We start from the raw sequence: 22,834 nt of genomic DNA, 5'->3' as shown, positions 1-22,834 counted from the left end.
AACCGGTGTCAATCCGATCGGACGACACCGGATTTCACCGTGAATACCCGACACAAGCCACTCCAAGCAGCGTGAATCCGCGTCGAAGTCACCGAATTTCACCGTCAACACCACACACGAAGCACGAAACAGCTCTAAACCGACCCAACACCACCCGAAAGTCTCGCTTCGCACGCAACGAACTCATCCACAGCGCAGGATTTCAACGATTCATCCACAGGTTTCGCTCGAAAAACGCAAAGCCCTCTCCCCCGCCCCACACTGTCCACTATGAGCACACAACTGCCGCACGTGACCTTGAGCTATCGCGGGAGCTCCTCCAGAAGTTCCCCTCTCAAGGGGCAATTGCGCTTACACCGCGGCGCCTACGTCCAGCTGCCTTTTGATCCGAGCAGCGCAAAACCATGGGATATCTGGAAGTCAATTGCGATGGCACGCATTATTGCGTCAGTCCAGCAAGGAGATCCGATGCCGCTTGTCGTTGGCACCTCGGCGCTTCTACTCCACGGCGTACAAGGCTGGATCGCGAACCCGAATGTCGAGTTATATCAGCCGCAGCGCCGGACAAGTCAGCTCATTCCGCCGTTTAGATGCGCGGCAAAGCCCGTGCCCGCGGTTCGGCGAGTCTATCGACGTGGCCCGCCGATTACCTCGGAACGCGCGCGGGTTTCAGGGATATTGACCGAGCACCCCTACGACGCGCTGATCCGTTGCGCAATGCACGATGACGCGCTGCAAGCATTTGTACTGGGATGCGGCGCCCTCCACAAGTGGTCTGGATTCAGTAATTTTTCGCAAGATGCCTGCCGAGGCCGTGCGGAAGACATACGGAAAGAGATCCTTTCGCGTTTGGAACGCGCGAAGGGACGCCGCGGCTATGCCCGCGCGCAACGGATACTGAGCACAATCGACCCCGGGTGTAGCAATCCTGCCGAGGCCGCGCTTGCGTGGGTGGTTCGCTCTCTATGCCCCTACGACTTTTCGACGCAGTGTGAGCTATCTGCAGGTGGACGACCTCTCTTCGCTGATATCGCGATTCCGCGGCGCAAACTCATCATCGAGTTCGATGGGATTGAGAAACTGGGATCAACACAGGGGGAATTCGACCGCGCGAAGCGCTCGTGGGTTCAACGCGAGCAGGCACTACAAGACCAGGGCTGGCGTTTCCTTCGAGTCAACTGGCTGGATTTCAACGATTGGAGTGAGCTGCGCAGACGAATTAACTCTGCGATCGGGGTAGCCTCGAAACCTATTCCCGCTCGTTACGCACTGTTGTGGGAGCCGCCAAGTGAGCGGTGTGATGGAGAAGGACGGCGCTTTCGAGGCCACGAGTGGCATGAGTCAGACGAAAGCTGGACTTAAAATTAGTTTTCCGCATGTGCGCCAAACAAGCACGAATTGAAGGCGGGAGTCAGTAGCATAATCCCATGTCGACAACCATTGATGTTTATCCGACAGTAGATGCTCTGCCTCTTGTTGAAGAGATTCGTAGTCGCACACAAGAGTTATTTCAAACATTGTTGAACCGTCACGGTATCGGTTCAACAATAGAGGTTAAAGCTTTCTATCCTTCTCGGGCAGATATACCAATTAAGTACGTTGAAATCGACACGGTGTGGACACCAGATTTGTATCTGGGCTTCGAATATTCGATTGATGGGATCTGGGATTCGGATTCTTGGCCTAGTTGTTCTTTCGTCGAAGATGACGATCGAATTAGCGAAGAAGACTTGACTAACCCACCTGACTACAAACCGGAGCACCTTGGCTTGTGGTACATCGTTGAAGAATTCGAAGATATTGTTCCTCCAACTCGACTAGCAAAAATTCTGGCACAAGACCACTACTGGTCCGACGAACGTAACTTTGGTGGCCCTCCCGTTGCTTCAACCGGTTACGGATTGGTTTGCGCGGCTCTGGCTGAAGCAACCGATGGAATCATCGCCTCATTTGACTGTGCATTCGACGAAGAGCACAACGGTGAAACCGCTGAGGAGTTCCTTTCCTGGTGGGGCGACAGGCAAATCAATTTCTATGGCGAGGACGCATTCAGAAATCCGCGAAGGAAAAGATACCAACTAGTATTTTGGTAGAGAGCTCGCATATCTGCCCCCGGATGGGAGTGCTTCACAGTAAAGTGAAAGCATGCTTGACGATGCGGTTGCACAGAAATTACGCGCGTTCTCCGAGGAGCGCGACTGGGACCAGTTCCACACGCCCGAAAACTTGGCGAAATCAATTTCGATCGAGGCCGCTGAGCTCTTAGAGTGCTTCCAGTGGTCGCCCGATGGGGATCCTCAGGCTGTCAAGGAAGAGCTCGCCGATGTCCTCACCTACTGTTATTTCCTTGCAATGAAGATCGGGCTTGAGCCCGATCAGATCGTGTTGGAAAAGCTTGCTGTGACGGCGCAGAAGTATCCAGTTGAAAAGTCGCGTGGGAGCAGCATGAAGTATGACCAGCTCTAAAAAGAAAATTGCTGAGGCACGCAGACATATCGAAATTCGGGAGTTTTCTTTCAGCGATGATGGTGCGACCGATGTAAAGACAGATGCCAATTCCCGTCTTCATAATTGGCCAGTCGTCTACATCATCAATAATGACGAACGACTCTATGTCGGCGAAACGACAGATTTCCTCAGTCGTACACGTCAGCACCTGCAGAATCCACAGAAACAGGGCTTGAGAGAAATTCGCGTCATCCTTGACGATACTTTCAACAAGTCAACTTGCTTGGATTTGGAGTCCCAACTAATCATGTTGTTCTCCGGAGACGGAAAATACCAGGTCATTAACAGCAACGCAGGTATTGCTGATTGCGATTACTTTGATCGCGAACACTACCAGGTCACTTTCGATCAGATTGTTGAGAATCTTCGGGTTTTAGGGTTGTTTAATCAGAGCGCCCTAGACATTCGAAATAGTAACCTCTTCAAGTACTCCCCCTACAAGGCACTGAATGACGATCAAATCCAAGTGACCGAGGCAATTATTGACGACTTATGGCAGTCGCTTGAAGAAGGAGAATCATCAGTCCACGTCGTCCAGGGAAGCGCGGGGACAGGAAAGACGGTCGTTGGTATCTTCCTGACAAAGTTACTGTCAGATCTGGGAACCCCGAATCAAGCACCCACCGGTGAATCAGTTTTTGACGAGTACTACCAAGAAGGTTACAAACAGTTATTTGAGGGGCGAAGGATTGGGCTTGTTGTTCCCCAGCAATCGCTCCGCGCATCTGTCAAAGACGTCTTCTCAAACATTTCGCACCTTTCCCCCAGCATGGTTCTGACACCATTCGATGTAGGTGAGTCTAACGAACGCTTCGACATCCTCATTGTCGATGAGGCCCACCGTTTAAATCGATATTCCGCACAGGCAGTTGGGAAGTTGACAAGACAGTATCGAAAAATCAATGAGCGCCTCTTTGGTAACCCTAAGTCGGGAAACAGCCAGCTGGACTGGCTGAGAAAACAATGTGATCACCTGATTTTGCTTCTCGACCCAGAGCAGAGTGTGCGCCCGCAGGATCTCACGCCCAAAGAAATTAACGCCTGCCTTGATTCAAGTCGTGCTTCTGGTCGAATCCACGCATTACATTCACAATTGCGAATCCAAGGAGACTCTGCAGAATACGGAGAGTTTCTTGATCAATTGTTGTCTGTTGGCCCGTGTTCCCCCATCGAGGTGCCACATATTAAAGACTACGAACTTCGCGTTTTCACAGATTTAAACGAAATGATCGGCGAGATTCGTAAGAAAAATGAAGAATACGGCCTTTCTCGACTCGCTGCCGGATACGCATGGGAGTGGGTTTCTAAAGACGATCAAGTGACTCCGGATATTGTCATCGGCGACTGCGAACTTTTTTGGAACAGCACTACCAAAGATTGGGTCGGAAAAGGAAATCCTGATGAAGTCGGTTCTATCCACACACTTCAGGGATATGACCTGAACTATGCGGGAGTAATTATCGGCCCCGACATCGAGGTCGGCCCCGATGGCTGCCTCAGGGCCAATCGCAGCCGTTACGCAGACAAGCGTGGAAAAGCGAATGTTGGCCTCGCATTGGAGCCCTCAGAGCGCGAAACTACTGATGACGATCTTCTTAGGTACATCCGCAATTGCTACCGCGTTCTACTCACGCGCGGAATCCGTGGAACCTATATCTATGCTGGTGAAAGCACGCTTCGCGAGCGCATCAAGGGCGCATAAAACGCGGTCAAAAGTCACCGAAAAGCACTGTACCCGAGAACTGTCGACTAATCGTCAGTTCTCGGGCACACGTTCTATCAGGGACTACCCTCACGAATTCGGGTCGGCGTCGATCGCGCCTTGAACGTCGTTGAACAGCAGGTTCGAGATCTCAACCTGCACGATCTCCACATTCGGCACATCGTGCAACAGCAGCGGGTCGTCCGCCGAGGTCTGTAAGGCCAGAGTTCCACACCCAAACAGGCGATCATTCAGATCCTTCACCATCTGAATGTCCGAGATACGACTGAGAGGCAAGTCGTGCCCCGTGCGCTGGAAAATGCCCGAGCGCGTGATGATCCGCTTCGTCGTCACCGTATAGGTCGCGGCCATCCACTTGGCCCACGGCACGACAAATAGCGGAACCGCAATAATGACAAAGACAATCCAAATCGCCGGCAGCGCCCACTTCCGCGAGTCCACAGGCACAAACACCGATCCAACAATTGCGGCAACAAGCAGCAGCACAAGCGCCACAATCCGCCACAGCAGCACCTTGATGTGCGTGTGCATATGGCGGACGACAACTTCATCTTTGCTCAGGAGCTTTTTCGACAAACCCATACCCTCATTCTGCCAGACCGCGCCCCGCCCTTCTGACAATTTCCTCTCTCTTCGAGCCTGCTAGTCTGGAACAGTCGAGAGGAAACACATGAACACCCTGGTCACTATCCTTCTGGTTTGCGCCGCACTCATCGTTGTCATTGCCGGCCTCCACCTCTTCGTGACCGGGCTTCTGGTCCGCAACCAAGCGGTTCGTCCACCTCTTGGCCTGTATCTGCGCGATATCCCGGTTGGCTCGCACGCATGGAACGCCGGCCACCAAGCCGTCTGGGTCCTCCTCTTCATGGGCGGAGTCCTGGGCACCGCGCAAGGAATTGCGGTCATCGCGATGGCCTTCATGCACTCCTCCGGCTCGACCTCGACCAGCCTGATTTTTCTTGTGATGGGCGCGCTCACCGTCGCAGTCCTCGGTTGGAATGCGCGAGCAGGCGCCACCCAAGTTGCGCTTGCGACGATCGAAGAAGACCAATCCTCCACTGACGAGGCCTAGCGGCACCCCCAAACACACGAAGTCGGCAAATGCCATGCCTTATAGCCTGTGTCTTTTAGTGACTTCGTGTGGAGGATAAGGGAGAGTCCCTGGGCACCCAGCCTTCTTTCAGCTATTTTCGTTGGAATGACCACATTTTCGCAAAACTGTATGGAACTGCAGGCTCGCTGCGTTACAGTGGAAACCTACCTCAAGAAAACCTGATTTTTCTCTGGAGTTTGCATGATTCTGTCATTTATTCGTCAGCGCACAGCGCTCGGCGTGGCCGCAGCGCTCATCACTGTCCCCCTCGCGGGCGCAGCACTGCTCGCTCCCACTCACGCAGCCTCGGCCACTGATGGAAGCACGGCCTCGGCAATCACGCGCCCCGAAGTTTGTCAATCCCCCAACACCGTCATCAAGAGTGTCTTCTCCCCCGACGGCGACGTTGACAACTCGCTCACCATCAACCACAACCCGACCGCGACAACCGCAACCGACGAAGCGGACCGCTTCGGTGAAATTGAGATCGCACAAGGCTCGACACTGACGGTTTCTGGCGAGTTTTCCAAGTACACGACCTCGCGCCCTCTGGGTGGCACCTTCAATGTCAACACAACGATCATCGCTGCATCGCCCTCGGGGATTGGCGGCGACTTTGATCCCGACCTGATCGGCGTCATCAACACCTCAACCGACCCGATCTCGCAGGCAAACAACGGCGGCAAGCTCTCCTACATTTTCAAGGCAACGAATCGCGCCGAGGTCGGTAAGACCTACATCGCGTACTTCCACCACACACTGATGGGAAACTCAGACTCCCCCATCAACACCGGCGGGAACACGAATCACCTGTTCTACACGGGTTTCCGTGTAAAGGTTGTTGCGCCGAAGAATTGCGCTCCCATCGTCTATGACGCAAACGGCGGCACCATTAAGGGCCAGGCAACCTACACTGACGCGGTGGCCTCGACCGGTACTTCAATTACGACGCGCACAAGCCTCCTGGCTGAAGAGCCCGTTCGCGATGGCTACACCTTCGTGAACTGGACGAATAGCACGACGCTGCTCGGCACAACCTACACCTATACCTACAAGGCGGGGGCAAATGTCTCCGTATGGACGACCGCTGCCACCACGAAGACCTGGGAGCAACTGCTCGAAACGAACACCTTCAAGGCAGTGTGGGCGCCGAAGTACTCTCTGCGCTACGACGCGAACGGCGGCTCGACGACGCCACCAAGTGTTGAGGGCAACTTCGAGGTTGATCGCAAGACCGGTGACGTTACACAGCCTTCGGTCACAAAGACCGCTGCTGACGCAATCACTCGCGACGGCTACACCTTCAAGGGCTGGAAAGACCAAGCAAGTGGCGAGGAATTCACTCCCGGTGACGCGGTCGAGCTGACCACCGCGAACCCGAACCGCGTGCTGGTTGCACAGTGGGAGCAAAACGTTGTTCCTACCCCCACCCCCACGACCCCGGCGCCTTCAGTAACCACACCGGCGCCAGTGCCTTCGGCAACCACTCCGGCCCCCGTGCCTTCAACCTCTACTCCCCCGGTTGCACCGACTGCTCCGGCAACGCCTGCAACTCCGGCAACGCCTTCTACGCCTCAGTCTCCGGCTCCGATCGGTCCCAACCAGCCTTCTGACCCCGGTCAGCCCGGCGGCAACCCAGCACAGCCTGGAACAGATGATCCGGCACAGCCTGGTCAGCCTGCATCTGAGCAAGGCACCCAGGGTGGAAACGCTCCGCGAGCACTGGCACACACCGGTTGGTCACCCGTCGCTCTTGCTGCCTCGGCAGCCTTCTTGAGCATGGGAATCACGATCCTCATGGCAGCGCGTCGCCGCGGCGAAAACTGAAGCGCTGCGGTGAAAGCACCAAGGGCCCGCTCAGCGGAATAAGCCTAAAGCTGCCAACACATTTCAATACAAATGGCCGGGGCCGGGGAGCATAATTGCGCTACCCGGCCCCAGCCTCGTAAATCAGCGGATAATCAGACGATCAGGTCAGATCCACGCTCCCGAACGAGCGAAGTAGTACCAAGTGCCGTCGATCTTCTGCCAGCCGGTACGCATTTGGCCATCGGTGCCGAAGTAGTACCAGGACAGGCCGATACGCTGCCATCCGGTCACCATATGGCCGTCAGTTCCAAAGCGATACCAGTGCCCATCGAGGTTCTTCCATCCGGTCACCATGCGGCCGTCAAGGCCAAAGTTGTACCAGTGGCCATCAATCTGGGCCCACCAGATCTTCATGACGCCCGTGCTCGGATCAAAGTAGTACCAGCTGCCGTTCTCTTGGAGCCAGCCGTTTGTGCGGGCGCCGTACGAGCTGTAGTGGCTCCACTTCCCGTCCTGCTGTTCCCAACCGGTGACCATGATGCCATCAGCGTTGAAGCGGTACGTTGCATCGCCAATGATGACGCTTTGCGAGGCCGCGAAGCTGCCGTCCTCGAGCTGCCACTTCCAGCCGGCACCGGTGTTCACCCAGTGCGCGNCTTCTCCCCCGACGGCGACGTTGACAACTCGCTCACCATCAACCACAACCCGACCGCGACAACCGCAACCGACGAAGCGGACCGCTTCGGTGAAATTGAGATCGCACAAGGCTCGACACTGACGGTTTCTGGCGAGTTTTCCAAGTACACGACCTCGCGCCCTCTGGGTGGCACCTTCAATGTCAACACAACGATCATCGCTGCATCGCCCTCGGGGATTGGCGGCGACTTTGATCCCGACCTGATCGGCGTCATCAACACCTCAACCGACCCGATCTCGCAGGCAAACAACGGCGGCAAGCTCTCCTACATTTTCAAGGCAACGAATCGCGCCGAGGTCGGTAAGACCTACATCGCGTACTTCCACCACACACTGATGGGAAACTCAGACTCCCCCATCAACACCGGCGGGAACACGAATCACCTGTTCTACACGGGTTTCCGTGTAAAGGTTGTTGCGCCGAAGAATTGCGCTCCCATCGTCTATGACGCAAACGGCGGCACCATTAAGGGCCAGGCAACCTACACTGACGCGGTGGCCTCGACCGGTACTTCAATTACGACGCGCACAAGCCTCCTGGCTGAAGAGCCCGTTCGCGATGGCTACACCTTCGTGAACTGGACGAATAGCACGACGCTGCTCGGCACAACCTACACCTATACCTACAAGGCGGGGGCAAATGTCTCCGTATGGACGACCGCTGCCACCACGAAGACCTGGGAGCAACTGCTCGAAACGAACACCTTCAAGGCAGTGTGGGCGCCGAAGTACTCTCTGCGCTACGACGCGAACGGCGGCTCGACGACGCCACCAAGTGTTGAGGGCAACTTCGAGGTTGATCGCAAGACCGGTGACGTTACACAGCCTTCGGTCACAAAGACCGCTGCTGACGCAATCACTCGCGACGGCTACACCTTCAAGGGCTGGAAAGACCAAGCAAGTGGCGAGGAATTCACTCCCGGTGACGCGGTCGAGCTGACCACCGCGAACCCGAACCGCGTGCTGGTTGCACAGTGGGAGCAAAACGTTGTTCCTACCCCCACCCCCACGACCCCGGCGCCTTCAGTAACCACACCGGCGCCAGTGCCTTCGGCAACCACTCCGGCCCCCGTGCCTTCAACCTCTACTCCCCCGGTTGCACCGACTGCTCCGGCAACGCCTGCAACTCCGGCAACGCCTTCTACGCCTCAGTCTCCGGCTCCGATCGGTCCCAACCAGCCTTCTGACCCCGGTCAGCCCGGCGGCAACCCAGCACAGCCTGGAACAGATGATCCGGCACAGCCTGGTCAGCCTGCATCTGAGCAAGGCACCCAGGGTGGAAACGCTCCGCGAGCACTGGCACACACCGGTTGGTCACCCGTCGCTCTTGCTGCCTCGGCAGCCTTCTTGAGCATGGGAATCACGATCCTCATGGCAGCGCGTCGCCGCGGCGAAAACTGAAGCGCTGCGGTGAAAGCACCAAGGGCCCGCTCAGCGGAATAAGCCTAAAGCTGCCAACACATTTCAATACAAATGGCCGGGGCCGGGGAGCATAATTGCGCTACCCGGCCCCAGCCTCGTAAATCAGCGGATAATCAGACGATCAGGTCAGATCCACGCTCCCGAACGAGCGAAGTAGTACCAAGTGCCGTCGATCTTCTGCCAGCCGGTACGCATTTGGCCATCGGTGCCGAAGTAGTACCAGGACAGGCCGATACGCTGCCATCCGGTCACCATATGGCCGTCAGTTCCAAAGCGATACCAGTGCCCATCGAGGTTCTTCCATCCGGTCACCATGCGGCCGTCAAGGCCAAAGTTGTACCAGTGGCCATCAATCTGGGCCCACCAGATCTTCATGACGCCCGTGCTCGGATCAAAGTAGTACCAGCTGCCGTTCTCTTGGAGCCAGCCGTTTGTGCGGGCGCCGTACGAGCTGTAGTGGCTCCACTTCCCGTCCTGCTGTTCCCAACCGGTGACCATGATGCCATCAGCGTTGAAGCGGTACGTTGCATCGCCAATGATGACGCTTTGCGAGGCCGCGAAGCTGCCGTCCTCGAGCTGCCACTTCCAGCCGGCACCGGTGTTCACCCAGTGCGCGGGTGTCGCAGAAGGCGTGGGATCCGGGGCCGGGGTCGGCTCGGGATCAGGGGTGGGCTGCGGAGCGGGCGTTGGATCGGCTGAAGGCGTGGGCGCCGGAGTCGGGTCCACCGAAGGGGAGGGCGCCGGGCTCGGATCCACCGTCGGAGCCGGCGTGGGCTGCGGATCGACCGAAGGCGTCGGCTGCGGAGTAGGCGCGACGTCCTCGCCCGGGTCCGTCAAACCCAGGTACGCAGCGTCAACGCGCATGAAATCAATGTTCTTGTACCCACCGGTCTCATACAGCAGGCCCCAGGTTCCATCATTCAGCGCGTGCAGGGTCGAGTAGGCCATGTCGCCGCTCTCGAAGACCTTGCCCTCGTTCCAAGTGAAGCCATCGTCGTAGGACACACGAATCGTTCCATTCGCGCGGGCACTCGACGAATCCGCATTCGAGAAGAGCAGGACGCGTGCGCGCGCCGAACCCTGAGGCGCATTCGGGTATGCGCGAATGATCGAGGCATTGTTGCGAGGATCCGTCAGGTCCCAGTTGTGACGGAAAGGACCCCAAGTCTGGCCGCCATCGTAGGAAATCGCCTCGAGGCGCTGGCCCGCGGTGCCCTGCGTCCGAGAGTTGAGCAGCAGGCGCCCGTCAGAGAGCTCAACGACCTTGTTCTCATCCGCACTACCTTCACTGGGAGCGCCCGGCTTCCACGTTACGCCGTGGTCGTCGGAGTAGACAGAAACCGCCATGAGCGAGGTGCTACCCGCATTTGCGACCGCATACTGCTGAATTAAGCGACCAGCGTGTGCGCCGTAGCGAAGCTGAATGCCCTCACCGGAAGACGCGAAACGCGTAAACCACTGACCTTCATAACCAGCCGTCACTTGATCGGTGATGGTGCGAGGGTTCACCCACGTCTGACCGTTGTCGTGCGACTCCACAACATGTGCGTGGAGGATGTTTCGCGCGTTGGGATCAGTACCCAACTGCGACTGGAAGAGGCCCGCGTCAAAAGACTTCACCGAGAAGAGGAAGATCGTCCCGGTGGTGCGATCAACAACGAAAGAAGGATCCGAGAATCCGACCTTATTCGCGCCGGGGGTTCCGGCAAGAGCGGTTTGGATCGGGGTCCACGACTTACCGCCGTCCTTCGAGATGCGGTAGACGATCGAGTTCGCCTGGGGCGCATCCTGGCAGGTTTCGGGACGGCCGTCCCATGCGGCGATGATCCAGCCGTTGGTGGCTGTGGTCAGGGCGGGGATGCGATGGCACTTGAATCCATTCAGACCAGGCGAGGCCAGGCGCGCAACCTCGCCGATCGCGTAGTCCTTGGGGGTTTCCACCGGGTCCGGCTCTGCTGCACGCGAACCGGGAAGCACGGTGACGGCCTCGGCAGTGGCGGTAATTCCGCCGGCGATGACGTCGTTTCCGTTGCGATCACGGGTTGCTGCCCACGTCGAGGTGGGGGTGAAAGAGCCGGCGGCCAGGTCGGCCTCGGTGATCGTGTAGGTCGCGGACTTGCACTGCTTGGTGGTGTGCGCGGCGAGGTTGTGCCAGCGGCAGTTCGGCGCGCCGGTGGTCAGGACGCCCGCGAGGTTCGATTCCTTCGGGAATACGGTCAGAGCACTGTCAGTCTCGTTCGTGTAGGTGAAGGTGAATGTGAGGACGTCCCCCACGTATACCTTGTCCCCGAGGGTGTCTGTGCGCGTTGCGGTAACGGTGATCGGCGCTGGGGTTGTTTCGCTTGCCGAGGCCGCGGCGGCGTCACCGGGTTGGGTGTCACTTTCGGGGGTTGCCAGTGCCGGCAAAGAGAACGACGCACACAGGAGTGCAGCGCCTGAGACGGCTGCTAGGGCCCGCCCATATCGACGGAGGGTCATCTTTGGTCCTTCTGGATGAATGATATGGATGCGAGACTGAAAAGCGACACGTGAGTCAAGTCTCAGTCATCACGTAAGTCATCTTACAAATTCGCGGGACCTTCAGACAGTTTCATCAGGATACTATTCGCTGCCTTTCAGCATATTTACACCGATTTTGTTGACGTGTGTGCGATTAGAGGTGGCACTATCGGCCTGCAACCGGCTTTGACACAGGAAAGCTTCAATTGGCACAGCCTATCCACGGCCTCGTCCACAGACTCTCCCACAGCCTCTCCCCCCTCCACATGAAGTCAACAAAAGACACAGGCTATCCAGGGGCTCTCCCCCACCCCCACACGAAGTCGGCAAAAGACACAGGCTATAAGGCATGACATTCACCGACTTCGTGTGTCTTTTCGGGAAGGAAGGGCGAGGCCGGACGAGCGCGAGACGGAGACAGACTGGCGGCCCCGCGCGCGAACAAAAAACGCTGTGGGCCGGTGCATACGCACCGGCCCACAGCCGTTTGGTCAAAACACCAGTCTTGACCCGAACTCAGCTCAGCTTAAGCAGCCGACCGAACCACACATGAGGTCAGCTCAGCGAGCTGCGCTACCTTCGGTGTAGTCCTCATCAGCCTGGGTCCAGCCGAAAGCCTTACGCAGCTTCTGGCCGGTGGCCTCGATCGGGTGAGACTCTTCCTCAGCGCGCAGTGCCTTGAACTCGAGAGCACCATTGTCCTGGTCCTCGATGAAGCGGCGTGCGAAGGTGCCATCCTGAATATCAGTCAGGATGTCGCGCATAGCCTGCTTGGAGGATTCACCGATAACGCGCGGGCCAGAGATGTAGTCGCCGTACTCAGCGGTGTCAGAGCAGGACCAACGCTGCTTGGTGATGCCACCCTCGTTGATCAGGTCAACGATCTGCTTCATCTCGTGGCAAACCTCGAAGTAGGCGATCTCGGGCTGGTAGCCAGCGGCAACCAGGGTCTCGAAACCGGCCTGGATCAGGTGAGAGACGCCGCCACACAGAACGGCCTGCTCGCCGAAGAGGTCAGTTTCAGTCTCTTCGGTGAAGGTCGTCTTGATGACACCGGCGCGGGTGCCACCAATTGCCTTTGCGTAGGACAGAACCAGGTCCCAAGCCTGACCGGAAGCGTCAACCTCAACGGCAACAACGTCCGGGGTACCCTTGCCCTGGGTATAGGTCTCGCGGACCTTGTGGCCCGGGCCCTTGGGGGCGACCATGATGACATCGTGACCGGTGGGGACCTCGATGTAGCCGTAGCGAATATTGAAGCCGTGCGCGAAGAGGAGGGCCGCGCCTTCCTTCAGGTTCGGGGCGATCTGCTCGGCGTAAACGAAACGCTGCACCTGGTCGGGCAGGAGGACGGAGACAACGTCGCCCTCAGCCACGGCCTCGGGAACATCCTTCACCTCGAGGCCGGCTGCCTCAGCCTTGGCCCACGAGGAGGAACCGGGACGCAGGCCAACGACCACGTCAACGCCGGAATCCTTCAGGTTCAGTGCATGCGCATGTCCCTGCGAACCGTAACCAATAACGGCCACCTTCTTGGACTGGATCAGCGACAGGTCTGCGCCGTCGTCGTAGATGATCTCTGCCATTCTTATTTCTCCTTTAGTTGATCCGTAATCGATTGCTCACCGCGACCGATCGCGACAGCACCCGATTGGACGAGTTCGATGACGCCGTAGGGTTCCATGGCCCGCAGCAGCGCCTCCAGCTTGGGTAGTGAACCGATCGATTCAATGACGACCGACTCAGGTTGAACGTCGACAACGTGCGCGCGGAACAAGTCCACGACCTGCAAAACGCCAGTGCGACGAGATTCGTCAGCGCGAACCTTCATCATGAGCAAACGACGTTCGACGGATTCCTCGGGGTGGAGCTCAACAATCTTGAGCACATTGATGAGCTTATTGAGTTGACGCTTCACCTGCTCGATGGGAGCAGAATCGGCCTCGACAATAATCGTCATGCGTGAGATGCCGGGTTGCTCGGTCTCCCCCACTGCGAGGGACTTAATGTTGAACGAGCGGCGTGCAAACAAGCCGGACACTCGAGTCAAAACACCGGGCTTGTTTTCTACCAGGACAGCCAGCGTATGCATCATCAGTCTTCCACCTCCCAGTCGGGCGCGATATCGCGGGCGTAACGAATATCGTCATTGGGTACTCCGGCTGCGACCATCGGCCACACCATCGCGTCTTTCGAAACCCTGAAGTCCAAGAGGACCGGGCGATCATTAATCGACATCGCCCACTTAATTGCGTCCTCAACGTCCTCGGCGCGACGTACAGTGCGCGCCTCCAAGCCATAGGCCTTAGCGAGCATCTCAAAGTTGGGGATCTGCTCACCCTCAGTCGGGTTCAGCGTCGTATTCGAGTAACGCTCCCCGTAGAACAGTGTCTGCCACTGACGCACCATTCCCAGCACCGAGTTGTTGATCAGCGCGACCTTGATCGGGATGCGGTTGATCGAGCATGTTGCCAGTTCCTGGTTCGTCATCTGGAAGGAGCCATCGCCGTCAACGGCCCACACGACCTTGTCCGGCGCACCCACTTGCGCGCCCATGGCTGCGGGGATGCAGTAGCCCATGGTTCCCAGACCACACGAGGAAATGAAGTGCGAGGGTTCTTCGAATTCGATGAACTGAGCGGCCCACATTTGGTGCTGTCCCACGCCAGTGACGTAGATGGCCTCGGTGCCAGCGATCGAGGACAGCTTCGAGATCACCTCTTGAGGAGCCATGAAACCGTCAGTGGGTTCGACCCATCCAAGCGGGTAGGTCTCGCGCAGGCGGTTCAGGTAACGCCACCACCCCGAAAGGTCAGGCTTGCCGAGGCGTTCGTAGGCCTCGGGAAGAGCGGCGTTCAGTGCAGCCAATGCGGGCTTGAGGTCCGCGACCACTGCAACGTCGGCGTAGCGGTTCTTTGACATCTCGGCGGCGTCGATATCGACGTGGACGATGCGGGCGCGAGGTGCGAAAGAATCCAACTTTCCGGTCACGCGGTCATCGAAGCGAGCGCCCAGCGCGACAACGAGATCCGCACGCTGGAGAGCTCCCACCGCGGGAACAGTGCCGTGCATGCCGGGCATCTTCAAGTTGTGCTGGTCCGAATCGGGGAAGGCACCGCGTGCGGGAAGAGTCGTCACAACAGCCGCGTCGGACAGTGCGACCAATTCGCGCAGTTCCTTTTCGGCGCGCGCTCGGACGAGGCCGCCGCCGACGTAGAACACGGGAGCCTGCGCGCGTGCGATCTCCTCTGCGGCACGCTCGATCTGGCGCGGAATGGGCTCAAAAGCGGGCTGATAGCCGGGAAGATCCATGGGCACGGGCCAGATGTATTCGAATTCTTCGACCTGTGCGGATCGGGTGATATCCACGAGGACGGGACCCGGTCGGCCAGTTTTGGCGATATGGAAGGCTTCGGTGAGGCGAGCGGGGATTTCACGCGGGTCCGTCACCAAGAAGGAGTGCTTGGCCAGGGGCATCGAGGCGCCCACGACGTCGGCTTCCTGGAAAGCATCGGTGCCGATCAGGGAGGCGCCAACCTGGCCTGAGATGACGACGATTGGGACGGAATCGATGTTTGCGTCCGCAATCGCGGTCAGAGTGTTTGTTGCCCCTGGACCCGAGGTTACGATCGCTACGCCAACCTTGCCGCTGGCCAGGGCGTATCCTTGCGCCGCATGGCCTGCACCCTGTTCGTGGCGCACGAGGATGTGGTGGAGCGAGGAGCTCATCAAAGGATCGTAGGTGGGCAGGATCGCACCACCGGGCATGCCGAAAACGTCAGTCACGCCCAATGCTTCAAGAGTGGTCACAATGGCTTGCGCGCCGGTCATCACCCGACGTATTTCGTCAGTCATTATCAGCCTTCCAGTCGGTCTACGCTTCCGCTTCAAAGGACATGAGTCCTTTGGGGAATCATGGGGTGTCATGCATGAAAAAATCCCCTTCACAGGTGCGGTCGCGGCGCAAACTCAGGTGTTTGCAAACGCGTAGCGCATATGCGCGGGGATTGAGGCGTGCGTTCCATCCGACAATTCACACGGCAGGAATCGCACGCCTGGGTACGATGACCGAGACGAGAATTCCCGAAATGCGAAGCTTCATCACGCTTCTACCGTAAAGCCTCTTGCGGTCATGGGCTTTTTAATCTCACACTCCGGAATATGTGGGACCTTGGCCTCAAAATCGAAAATTTGTCAGACAGCAATTGAGTCCCTTTCGACACAATCTGCATAATTCTGCGCTTCATCCATTTGGCCCCTCTCCCGAGTAAGACGATACTGAGAAGCGGATACAGAAAATCCTGATCACCAGACAATGGAGCCATCACAGTGGAGATCTTATTTACGAAGCTCGCTGATCAGCCTGTCCTATTCTTGTTCCTCCTGATCGGTATCGGAATGGCCTTCGGCCACGTGAAGATCAAGGGAATCGGACTGGGTGCAGCAGCTGTCCTTTTCCTTGCAATCATCCTGTCCGCATGGGCTGAAACCTACGGAATTCACCTACGCGTCACCCGAGAGCTGGGCACACTTGGCCTTGCGCTCTTCGCCTTCGCTATCGGTATGAATTCGGGCGCCTCGTTCTTCCATAACCTGAAGAGCGCGGTCGGCCCGATTCTCACGATGGTCGCCCTCTACGGAATCGCGGCAGCCTCCGGTGAAATCATTGGCCGTATGTGGGGAATGGACCCCGCTCTCATCGCCGGCACCTTCGCCGGAGCCGTCACCAACACTCCCGCTCTTGCCGCCGCAGGCGAGGCCTCGGGGAAGTTGGACTTGGCGACCGTCGGTTACTCAATTGCTTATCTCTTCGGTGTTATCGGTATGCTCATCGCCTCGGCCGCGGCCCTGTCCTACGGGAAGCGCGACAAGGATGCCCCCTCTCCCCTGGCGAACCGCACGATCCGCGTCGAGCGTGACGATCACCCCTGCTTGGGCGATATTTATACGACTCTGGGTTCAAAGATCACCTTCTCGCGCCTGCGTCGAGGCGAAACCGGCCCCATCATGCGCCCGTCGATGACCGACACCGTGGATAAGGGCGACTTGGTGACCGTCGTCGGCCCTCGTGAGTTGGTCGCCCGCGTTGCAACCGAGTTGGGGCACCCCTCCTCACACTCTCTCATCGAGGACCGCGCCTACTTGGATTTCCGTCGCGTGACAATATCGAACCCGAAGCTCGCCGGCCACACTGTGGAAGAGCTGGACCTTGCGAGCAAGTTCTCCGCGACCATTTCCCGCGTTCGCCGAGGCGACGTCGACATGATCGCCGAACCTGGCCTTGTTCTTCAGCAGGGTGACCGCGTCCGCGTGGTTGCACCGACCTCGAAGATGCGGGAGATTACAAAGTTCTTCGGCGACTCCGCACGAGGCCTGTCTGACCTTAATCCGATCAGCTTGGGCGTGGGCATGGCGCTGGGAATTTTGATTGGCGAGATTCCGATCTTCACCCCGACTGGAGCCTACTTCTCCATTGGTTCAGCAGCTGGCACCTTGATCGTCGGCCTGATCTTTGGCCGCATGGGCCGCATCGGTCCTATCGTCACCGCGATGCCCTTCACGGCTGGACAAGTTCTGGCAGAGTTCGGCCTTCTGGTCTTCCTCGCACAAGCGGGTGCTAACGCAGGTGGACAGATCGAAAAGGCCTTCACCTCTGGAACCTGGCTGCAGATCCTCTTGCTGGGCATCATCATGACCTCGATCATGGCTATTGGCCTCTACGTCATCATGCGCTGGTTGTTCAAGATGGGGGGAACGAAGCTCTCGGGTCTTCTGGCTGGCGCTCAGACACAGCCTGCAGTCCTGGCTTTCGCAAACTCTCGTACGAATATGGATCCGCGCGTTTCCTTGGGGTACGCGCTGGTCTACCCCGTTGCCATGATCGGCAAGATCCTCGTCGCTCAGATCATGGGTGGCATGTAATCACTCTGAGTGCTCAAAGCTCGTGGGCCCCGCACCAACAGGTGCGGGGCCCATATGCATTCATCTTCATATTGCATGAAAGTGCACTGAATCGTTTCCGAGAAACGATCTTTAAATTCACATATATATCCTGACCTGCAATTATGGATTTATACTTGAATCGTTGCTGGTATTTAGCCATTTTGAGGCATAGTATGAGGCCATACCGTGTGAACAAAGGGCAGGTCATGAGCGCCACTTTCCCATTAAAATCTCAGCTACTGCGCGCATTCGCCTCTGTCGGTGCACTCAGCGTGATCATCGGTGGATTCTTTATCCCAACTCACCAAGCTCTCGCGGACGACGAAAGCCCCCGCATCAGCCTCGGAACAGTCGAAGGGCGCGTCGGCAAGGCTGTCTTTAACGATTTCGACGATGACCACACCTCGATGAAGCTCAAGAAAGAGTGGGTCTACACGGTCAACGATCCGGGCAGCAGGTATCACGGACGCACAATCCGCATCGGTTCAGTAATGACCGCCTGGTACGGTGTCATCCCGGGAGTATCCGACTACAACGCATCGGATTCACGGCAGGTTTCTGTTCCTTGGTCGGCTGGCTATACGCCCAAATGGATCGATACCAGCACGGCAGCTGCCGGCTACTGGTCATATGTCACGCGCGGAGTCCCAGAGGACACCACGCAGACGCGCTACAAGTGGTACCAGCCCGATGGACCTACCAATATTGAAGTTAAAGACACTTCTGCGATTGGTTTCCGTCCCAACGATCCGGGGCAGGTCACGGCCGGAACACCGTTCCTGCTTGGAACCGTTCGTCACAATAACTTCCCCATCCGTTGGGGAGGCAAGTGGGTTCACTCCTCGATTGATCTGCGGCTCGGCGGGAAAGAATTCTCCTTCCCCTTTGACCAGATGGAAACAACTAACGATGCTTTCCCCACTGCCCGTCCCCGCCAAGGCGGTGCCTACACCTACGCCGGAGCAGCATTCGGGACCGATAAGAAGCAATGTTGGAAGAACTATCGCGATCCCGTCACCGGGCAATACATCAATTCATACCCGGCAAAACGCCGCGATGACTCGAGGGATCCAAACCAAATTCCCTACGACTGCTATTGGTATAAGGGCGAAGGCAACGGCAACTTCGATATTTACGCAAGGCCCTCTGAAGTCTCAGAGTTCAACTACCCGATCGTAACCGATTCAGCGAATCAGACTCCAGAATCGGATGACACTCTTTTCATCCGTAAAACGGTTTCAGACGCAACCATCGAACGCGACGGAATGCGTTACCATCTTGTTCTTCATGGCTTCACGCAGACAGCAGACGGCCAGTGTCCGGCAGTGCCCTCGGGCGACTTCAAAGATACATTCCGGTCAAAAGAAGGCAAGTCATCCTTCGGCTGTCTCTACGGCGAGTTTCAGCAGGAACGCTACGTCCGTTTTGTCAAGCAAGCCGATGCTCCGCAGGCACTACGTGACCAAGCACAGCCCATCCCCTCAGCAAGTCTCCTTTCACAGGGAGGCGATCTTTCGGCCCAAGTTTCAGCAAAGCAGACTCCATCGGTTACAACTCTGAACGGAACCGCTGTTGCACCCGCGTACCTCAAAGCCGGCGAAATCGAGCAAGATGGCGCCCTTGCACCAACGGGTTGGGGCGCTACAGGGCAGTCCACAAATGGTCGTTATCACGCATTCCTCACGGGTTCCTCAGACGTCAAAGTTCATGAGGTAACGCCCCCACAGGGTTGGAAGCTACGCGAAACGGCTTGCACCGATGGCACAGGAAAAACTCTCGCCATCGATAAACTCCCCGCGTCGACTATCAATGGCACGGCCACTGCCGGCGGCCTAGACCTTAGCGGAATCAAACCTGCGGCTACAGCGCAAGCTGTTCCCATCACCTGCACACTGATCAACGAATATCGCACCGGAAAGATCCGCGTTCAAAAGGACCTAGCCGACGCTGATAACGGCGGAACAAGCGGGAACACCACTTTTGACATTTCCTATTCGATCACCGCAACGAATGACGGAAATGAGTCGATGTCGACCGGAAAGCTTGTCGATGTTCCAGGATTCGCCCCCGGTCTAACTATTGATCAGGTTCGCATTGCCTCAACCAAAGCAGACCTTGATAACGCGGCCACGGTAACGTCCACAAACGGCGCCTACCAACTCACTGCCGGCGTAGAACTCGCAGCAGGGCAATCTCAAACCTGGTGGATCCGCTTCCGCGTTACTAGGAAGACCACTGTCCCCGATTATTCTGAAGCACTCCTCGAGTGTTCAAAGGATTCCGTCGGTCGTCCCGTAACCGGTCACGGCCTCTTCAATGAGGTGAATGCCGAAAACGGTCACGATTACGACGGGTATGACAACAATATTGCGTGTGGATCTGTTCCCTCTCGCTCTGTCACTCTCGTCAAGCTGGGTACTCAGGCCCAGGGAACAGCGTCTGCGTTCACCGGAGCAAATGGCTCGCCTCTCTACCCGCTAGCCGGGGCACAGTTCGCGCTCTACGACGAGAATCCAACTCCAACCAGTACACCGGTCGCGACTTTCACTCCAGACGCCACAGGAACTACTTTTACCGCTTCAGGGCTTTCAACCGGGCGCACGTACTGGGTAGTTGAAACCAAAGCGCCCGCGGGACACGCACTACTCCCTCGTCCCTTCACTTTCACCTTGGAAAGTCTCTCCTCCGGGAGTGGGACGAATGTTGTGCTTGGGAATGAAACCCACGATCCCTCGCTGTGGGGAGCTACAGCTATTGCCGCTGCTGCCTCAGATTCAGCCCAGGCAATCGGCGGACATGCAACTATCGCTGTCACCGATGTTCAGGTGGGCACTCTTCCCAAGTCAGGATCTGCATCCCTCATCATGACCTTGAGTGGTGGACTCGCCTTGTGCTTGCTAAGCGGAGGAATGCTCATTGCAGCTAAAGGACGCTACGAGAGACTAGAGGCGTAATCAGGGATGGAGGCTGCGCAGACACAGCAGGCGGTGGGTGGCCCCGTCGTTTTCTAAGAGCGTCGACTTTCACCTCATAACCGCATCCCAGAAACAGCTCGTGGGCCCCGCACCAACAGGTGCGGGGCCCACGAGCTTTCACTCAACTCAGACCTCAGTCACGCGGCTTTTCACGCATTTCCCAGGTCTCGATGATGTCGCCTTCTTGGATATCCTTGTAGCCCAAGGTGATACCGCATTCGTAGCCCTCGCGGACTTCGGTGACGTCGTCCTTCTCGCGGCGAAGCGATGCGATTTCCAGGTTCTCTGCGACAACGACGCCATCGCGAACCAGGCGAGCCTTGGTTCCACGCTTGATGGTGCCCGAGCGGACAATCGAACCCGCAATGTTGCCGAACTTGCCGGAACGGAAGACCTGACGAATCTCCGCGCTGCCCAATGCGACCTCTTCGTAGATCGGCTTGAGCATGCCCTTCATCGCGGCCTCGACATCGTCGATCGCCGAGTAGATGACGTTGTAGTACTTGATCTCGACGCCCTCGGCATCGGCAAGTTCCTGAACACGCTCTGCCGGGCGGACGTTGAAGCCAATGATGACTGCGTTGTCCACGGTCGCCAGGTTGACGTCGTTCTGGGTAATCGCACCGACACCGCGGTGGATGATACGCAGAGCAACTTCTTCGCCCACGTCGATACGCAGCAGCGAATCTTCCAAGGCTTCAACAGCACCTGAAACGTCACCCTTGATGACCAGGTTGAGGGTATCAACCTCGCCTTCCTTGAGGACCTTATCGAAGTCTTCAAGGGAGACACGCTTACGGCGCTTGGCCAGCATGGCCTGACGCTCCGCAGCCTCACGCTTATCAGCGATCTGGCGGGCAGTACGGTCATCGGTGGCAACCAAGAAGGAGTCACCAGCGCGAGGAACCGAGGTTAGACCCAGCACTGCAACCGGCGTCGAAGGTCCGGCCTCGGACACGTCATTACCGCTGTCGTCGAACATCGCACGAACACGGCCGTGCGAGGAACCGACAACCAGGGAGTCGCCGACGCGCAGAGTACCGCGCTGAACCAGCATGGTTGCCACAGCACCGCGTCCCTTGTCCAGGTTCGCTTCAATGGCCACACCGCGTGCGTCCGTATCCGGGTTCGCTTCCAGGGTCAGTGCCGCATCAGCGGTCAGCAGCACGGCCTCGAGAAGCTCATGGATGCCCTTGCGCTGCTTGGCCGAGATGTCGACGAACATGACGTCGCCGCCGTATTCTTCGGCAACGAGGCCGTACTCGGTGAGCTGTGCACGGATCTTCTCCGGGTTCGCCTCTTCCTTATCGACCTTGTTAACGGCAACAACGATCGGCACGCCAGCGGCCTGCGCGTGGTTAATTGCTTCAACGGTCTGAGGCATGACACCGTCATCGGCTGCGACCACGAGGATCGCGATGTCGGTAACCTGCGCACCACGGGCACGCATAGCGGTGAAGGCCTCGTGACCGGGGGTGTCGATGAAGGTGATCGGGCGGCGCGTACCGTCCTCTGCGGTGACCTTCACCTGGTAGGCACCGATGTGCTGAGTAATGCCACCGTGCTCAGAATCGACGACGTCGGTGTGACGGATCGCGTCGAGCAGCTTGGTCTTACCGTGGTCGACGTGGCCCATGACCGTGACGACCGGGGGACGCGGTTGCATGTTCTCTGCGTCGTCGAGTTCCTCGGCTTCGAGGTCGATGTCGAAGGACTCGAGCAGTTCGCGATCTTCGTCTTCAGGAGAGACAACCTTGACGTCGTAGCCGAGCTCTGCGCCCAGTGCTTCGAAGGTGTCTTGATCCAGCGACTGCGTGGCGGTTGCCATCTCTCCCAAGTGGAAGAGGACGGTAACCAGCGCTGCGGGATTAACGTTGATCTTCTCAGCGAAGTCCGCCAAAGAGGCACCCTGGCGGATACGGATCTGCTGCCCATCGCCGCGAGGAATCGACACGCCGCCAATGACGGGTGCGTTCTGCTGTTCAAACTCTTGACGCTTCGCGCGCTTCGACTTACGTCCGCGCGAGCTCTTGCCGCCACCGCGACCGAACGCGCCCGGCGTTGCGCCGCGGCCGCCACCGCGACCACCGCGAGGCGGAGCGAAACCGCCACCGGCATTTGCTCCGGGAGCGCCCTGACCGCCGCCGTTACCGCCACCGGGACGGG

The 22,834-nt window shown here is 57.8% G+C and carries 16 protein-coding genes; 9 read left to right on the top strand and 7 right to left on the bottom strand.

The window, feature by feature from the left end:
* The first annotated feature begins 270 nt into the window (after window positions 1–270).
* The 4 genes from BQ8011_RS04460 (at window position 271) to BQ8011_RS04445 (ending at window position 4,210) form a co-directional block, all read left to right on the top strand.
* Complete coding sequence (locus tag BQ8011_RS04460; RefSeq protein WP_231945263.1) at window positions 271–1,362, top strand: endonuclease domain-containing protein; 1,092 nt, start codon at window positions 271–273, stop codon at window positions 1,360–1,362.
* Window positions 1,363–1,427: 65 nt separating this feature from the next.
* Window positions 1,428–2,093, top strand: coding sequence for a hypothetical protein (locus BQ8011_RS04455; RefSeq protein WP_072455200.1), 666 nt, complete (start codon window positions 1,428–1,430; stop codon window positions 2,091–2,093).
* Window positions 2,094–2,145: 52 nt separating this feature from the next.
* Window positions 2,146–2,466, top strand: coding sequence for a nucleotide pyrophosphohydrolase (locus BQ8011_RS04450; RefSeq protein WP_072455198.1), 321 nt, complete (start codon window positions 2,146–2,148; stop codon window positions 2,464–2,466).
* Window positions 2,453–4,210: a DUF2075 domain-containing protein gene (locus tag BQ8011_RS04445; protein ID WP_083429927.1), complete on the top strand. Its 1,758-nt coding sequence runs from the start codon at window positions 2,453–2,455 to the stop codon at window positions 4,208–4,210. The genes BQ8011_RS04450 and BQ8011_RS04445 overlap by 14 nt, the downstream gene beginning before the upstream one ends.
* A 90-nt stretch (window positions 4,211–4,300) precedes the next feature.
* Here BQ8011_RS04445 and BQ8011_RS04440 read toward each other — a convergent pair whose 3' ends face one another.
* On the bottom strand, window positions 4,301–4,813 hold the full coding sequence (locus BQ8011_RS04440; protein WP_072455196.1) for a PH domain-containing protein: 513 nt from the start codon (window positions 4,811–4,813) through the stop codon (window positions 4,301–4,303).
* A gap of 88 nt (window positions 4,814–4,901) precedes the next feature.
* On the opposite strand from BQ8011_RS04440, the gene BQ8011_RS04435 reads away from it, so the two are divergent.
* Both BQ8011_RS04435 and BQ8011_RS09235 read left to right on the top strand, forming a co-directional pair.
* The gene (locus BQ8011_RS04435; RefSeq protein WP_072455194.1) at window positions 4,902–5,303 is read left to right on the top strand and encodes a hypothetical protein; all 402 of its coding nucleotides are present in this window, start codon (window positions 4,902–4,904) and stop codon (window positions 5,301–5,303) included.
* 222 nt (window positions 5,304–5,525) lie between these two features.
* On the top strand, window positions 5,526–7,151 hold the full coding sequence (locus tag BQ8011_RS09235; RefSeq protein ID WP_072455192.1) for an InlB B-repeat-containing protein: 1,626 nt from the start codon (window positions 5,526–5,528) through the stop codon (window positions 7,149–7,151).
* A 147-nt stretch (window positions 7,152–7,298) separates the two neighbouring features.
* Here the strand turns inward: BQ8011_RS09235 and BQ8011_RS04425 are convergent, their stop codons facing one another.
* Window positions 7,299–7,778 carry a PspC-like choline-binding domain-containing protein gene (locus tag BQ8011_RS04425; protein ID WP_077209671.1) on the bottom strand — a complete coding sequence of 160 codons (480 nt, stop codon included), beginning with the start codon at window positions 7,776–7,778 and terminating at the stop codon, window positions 7,299–7,301.
* 387 nt (window positions 7,779–8,165) lie between these two features.
* Here BQ8011_RS04425 and BQ8011_RS09230 point away from each other — a divergent pair, with 387 nt between their 5' ends.
* On the top strand, window positions 8,166–9,230 hold the full coding sequence (locus BQ8011_RS09230; protein WP_106406401.1) for an InlB B-repeat-containing protein: 1,065 nt from the start codon (window positions 8,166–8,168) through the stop codon (window positions 9,228–9,230).
* Window positions 9,231–9,377: 147 nt separating this feature from the next.
* On the opposite strand, the gene BQ8011_RS04415 is transcribed toward BQ8011_RS09230, so the two are convergent.
* The 4 genes from BQ8011_RS04415 to BQ8011_RS04400 all read right to left on the bottom strand — a co-directional run bounded on the left by BQ8011_RS04415 (window position 9,378) and on the right by BQ8011_RS04400 (window position 15,605).
* On the bottom strand, window positions 9,378–11,729 hold the full coding sequence (locus BQ8011_RS04415; protein WP_072455190.1) for an exo-alpha-sialidase: 2,352 nt from the start codon (window positions 11,727–11,729) through the stop codon (window positions 9,378–9,380).
* Between the two features lie 581 nt (window positions 11,730–12,310).
* Entirely contained in the window at window positions 12,311–13,336 is a 1,026-nt protein-coding gene (ilvC, locus tag BQ8011_RS04410) for a ketol-acid reductoisomerase (RefSeq protein ID WP_072455188.1), read from the bottom strand.
* Between the two features lie 2 nt (window positions 13,337–13,338).
* Window positions 13,339–13,845: an acetolactate synthase small subunit gene (gene ilvN, locus BQ8011_RS04405; RefSeq protein WP_034502551.1), complete on the bottom strand. Its 507-nt coding sequence runs from the start codon at window positions 13,843–13,845 to the stop codon at window positions 13,339–13,341.
* Window positions 13,845–15,605 (bottom strand): acetolactate synthase large subunit, encoded by a 1,761-nt coding sequence (locus BQ8011_RS04400; protein WP_173656058.1) that lies wholly within the window; start codon window positions 15,603–15,605, stop codon window positions 13,845–13,847. Before BQ8011_RS04400 ends, ilvN begins: the two co-directional genes overlap by 1 nt.
* 474 nt (window positions 15,606–16,079) lie before the next feature.
* Between BQ8011_RS04400 and BQ8011_RS04395 the strand changes: the two genes are divergently transcribed.
* The gene (locus BQ8011_RS04395; protein ID WP_072455186.1) at window positions 16,080–17,672 is read left to right on the top strand and encodes an aspartate:alanine exchanger family transporter; all 1,593 of its coding nucleotides are present in this window, start codon (window positions 16,080–16,082) and stop codon (window positions 17,670–17,672) included.
* Between the two features lie 227 nt (window positions 17,673–17,899).
* Window positions 17,900–20,647, top strand: a complete 2,748-nt coding sequence (locus tag BQ8011_RS04390) for a SpaA isopeptide-forming pilin-related protein (RefSeq protein ID WP_157884986.1) — start codon at window positions 17,900–17,902, stop codon at window positions 20,645–20,647.
* Window positions 20,648–20,801: 154 nt separating this feature from the next.
* On the opposite strand, the gene infB is transcribed toward BQ8011_RS04390, so the two are convergent.
* Window positions 20,802–22,622, bottom strand: a complete 1,821-nt coding sequence (gene infB / locus BQ8011_RS04385) for a translation initiation factor IF-2 (RefSeq protein WP_231945262.1) — start codon at window positions 22,620–22,622, stop codon at window positions 20,802–20,804.
* Window positions 22,623–22,834 lie beyond the last annotated feature (212 nt).

The sequence above is a fragment of the Actinomyces marseillensis genome, from assembly GCF_900155605.1.
Lineage (GTDB): Bacteria > Actinomycetota > Actinomycetes > Actinomycetales > Actinomycetaceae > Pauljensenia > Pauljensenia marseillensis.
The sequence above is the reverse complement of the archived record's forward strand: the minus strand, read 5'-3'. Positions and strand labels throughout refer to the sequence as shown.

Excerpts from the sequence above, each read along its gene's own strand:
- BQ8011_RS04460 (WP_231945263.1), top strand. The coding sequence starts at position 271 with ATGAGCACACAACTGCCGCACGTGACCTTGAGCTATCGCGGGAGCTCC.
- BQ8011_RS04455 (WP_072455200.1), top strand. The coding sequence starts at position 1,428 with ATGTCGACAACCATTGATGTTTATCCGACAGTAGATGCTCTGCCTCTT.
- BQ8011_RS04450 (WP_072455198.1), top strand. The coding sequence starts at position 2,146 with ATGCTTGACGATGCGGTTGCACAGAAATTACGCGCGTTCTCCGAGGAG.
- BQ8011_RS04445 (WP_083429927.1), top strand. The coding sequence starts at position 2,453 with ATGACCAGCTCTAAAAAGAAAATTGCTGAGGCACGCAGACATATCGAA.
- BQ8011_RS04440 (WP_072455196.1), bottom strand. The coding sequence starts at position 4,813 with ATGGGTTTGTCGAAAAAGCTCCTGAGCAAAGATGAAGTTGTCGTCCGC.
- BQ8011_RS04435 (WP_072455194.1), top strand. The coding sequence starts at position 4,902 with ATGAACACCCTGGTCACTATCCTTCTGGTTTGCGCCGCACTCATCGTT.
- BQ8011_RS09235 (WP_072455192.1), top strand. The coding sequence starts at position 5,526 with ATGATTCTGTCATTTATTCGTCAGCGCACAGCGCTCGGCGTGGCCGCA.
- BQ8011_RS09230 (WP_106406401.1), top strand. The coding sequence starts at position 8,166 with ATGGGAAACTCAGACTCCCCCATCAACACCGGCGGGAACACGAATCAC.
- BQ8011_RS04415 (WP_072455190.1), bottom strand. The coding sequence starts at position 11,729 with ATGACCCTCCGTCGATATGGGCGGGCCCTAGCAGCCGTCTCAGGCGCT.
- ilvC (WP_072455188.1), bottom strand. The coding sequence starts at position 13,336 with ATGGCAGAGATCATCTACGACGACGGCGCAGACCTGTCGCTGATCCAG.
- ilvN (WP_034502551.1), bottom strand. The coding sequence starts at position 13,845 with ATGATGCATACGCTGGCTGTCCTGGTAGAAAACAAGCCCGGTGTTTTG.
- BQ8011_RS04400 (WP_173656058.1), bottom strand. The coding sequence starts at position 15,605 with ATGACTGACGAAATACGTCGGGTGATGACCGGCGCGCAAGCCATTGTG.
- BQ8011_RS04390 (WP_157884986.1), top strand. The coding sequence starts at position 17,900 with ATGAGCGCCACTTTCCCATTAAAATCTCAGCTACTGCGCGCATTCGCC.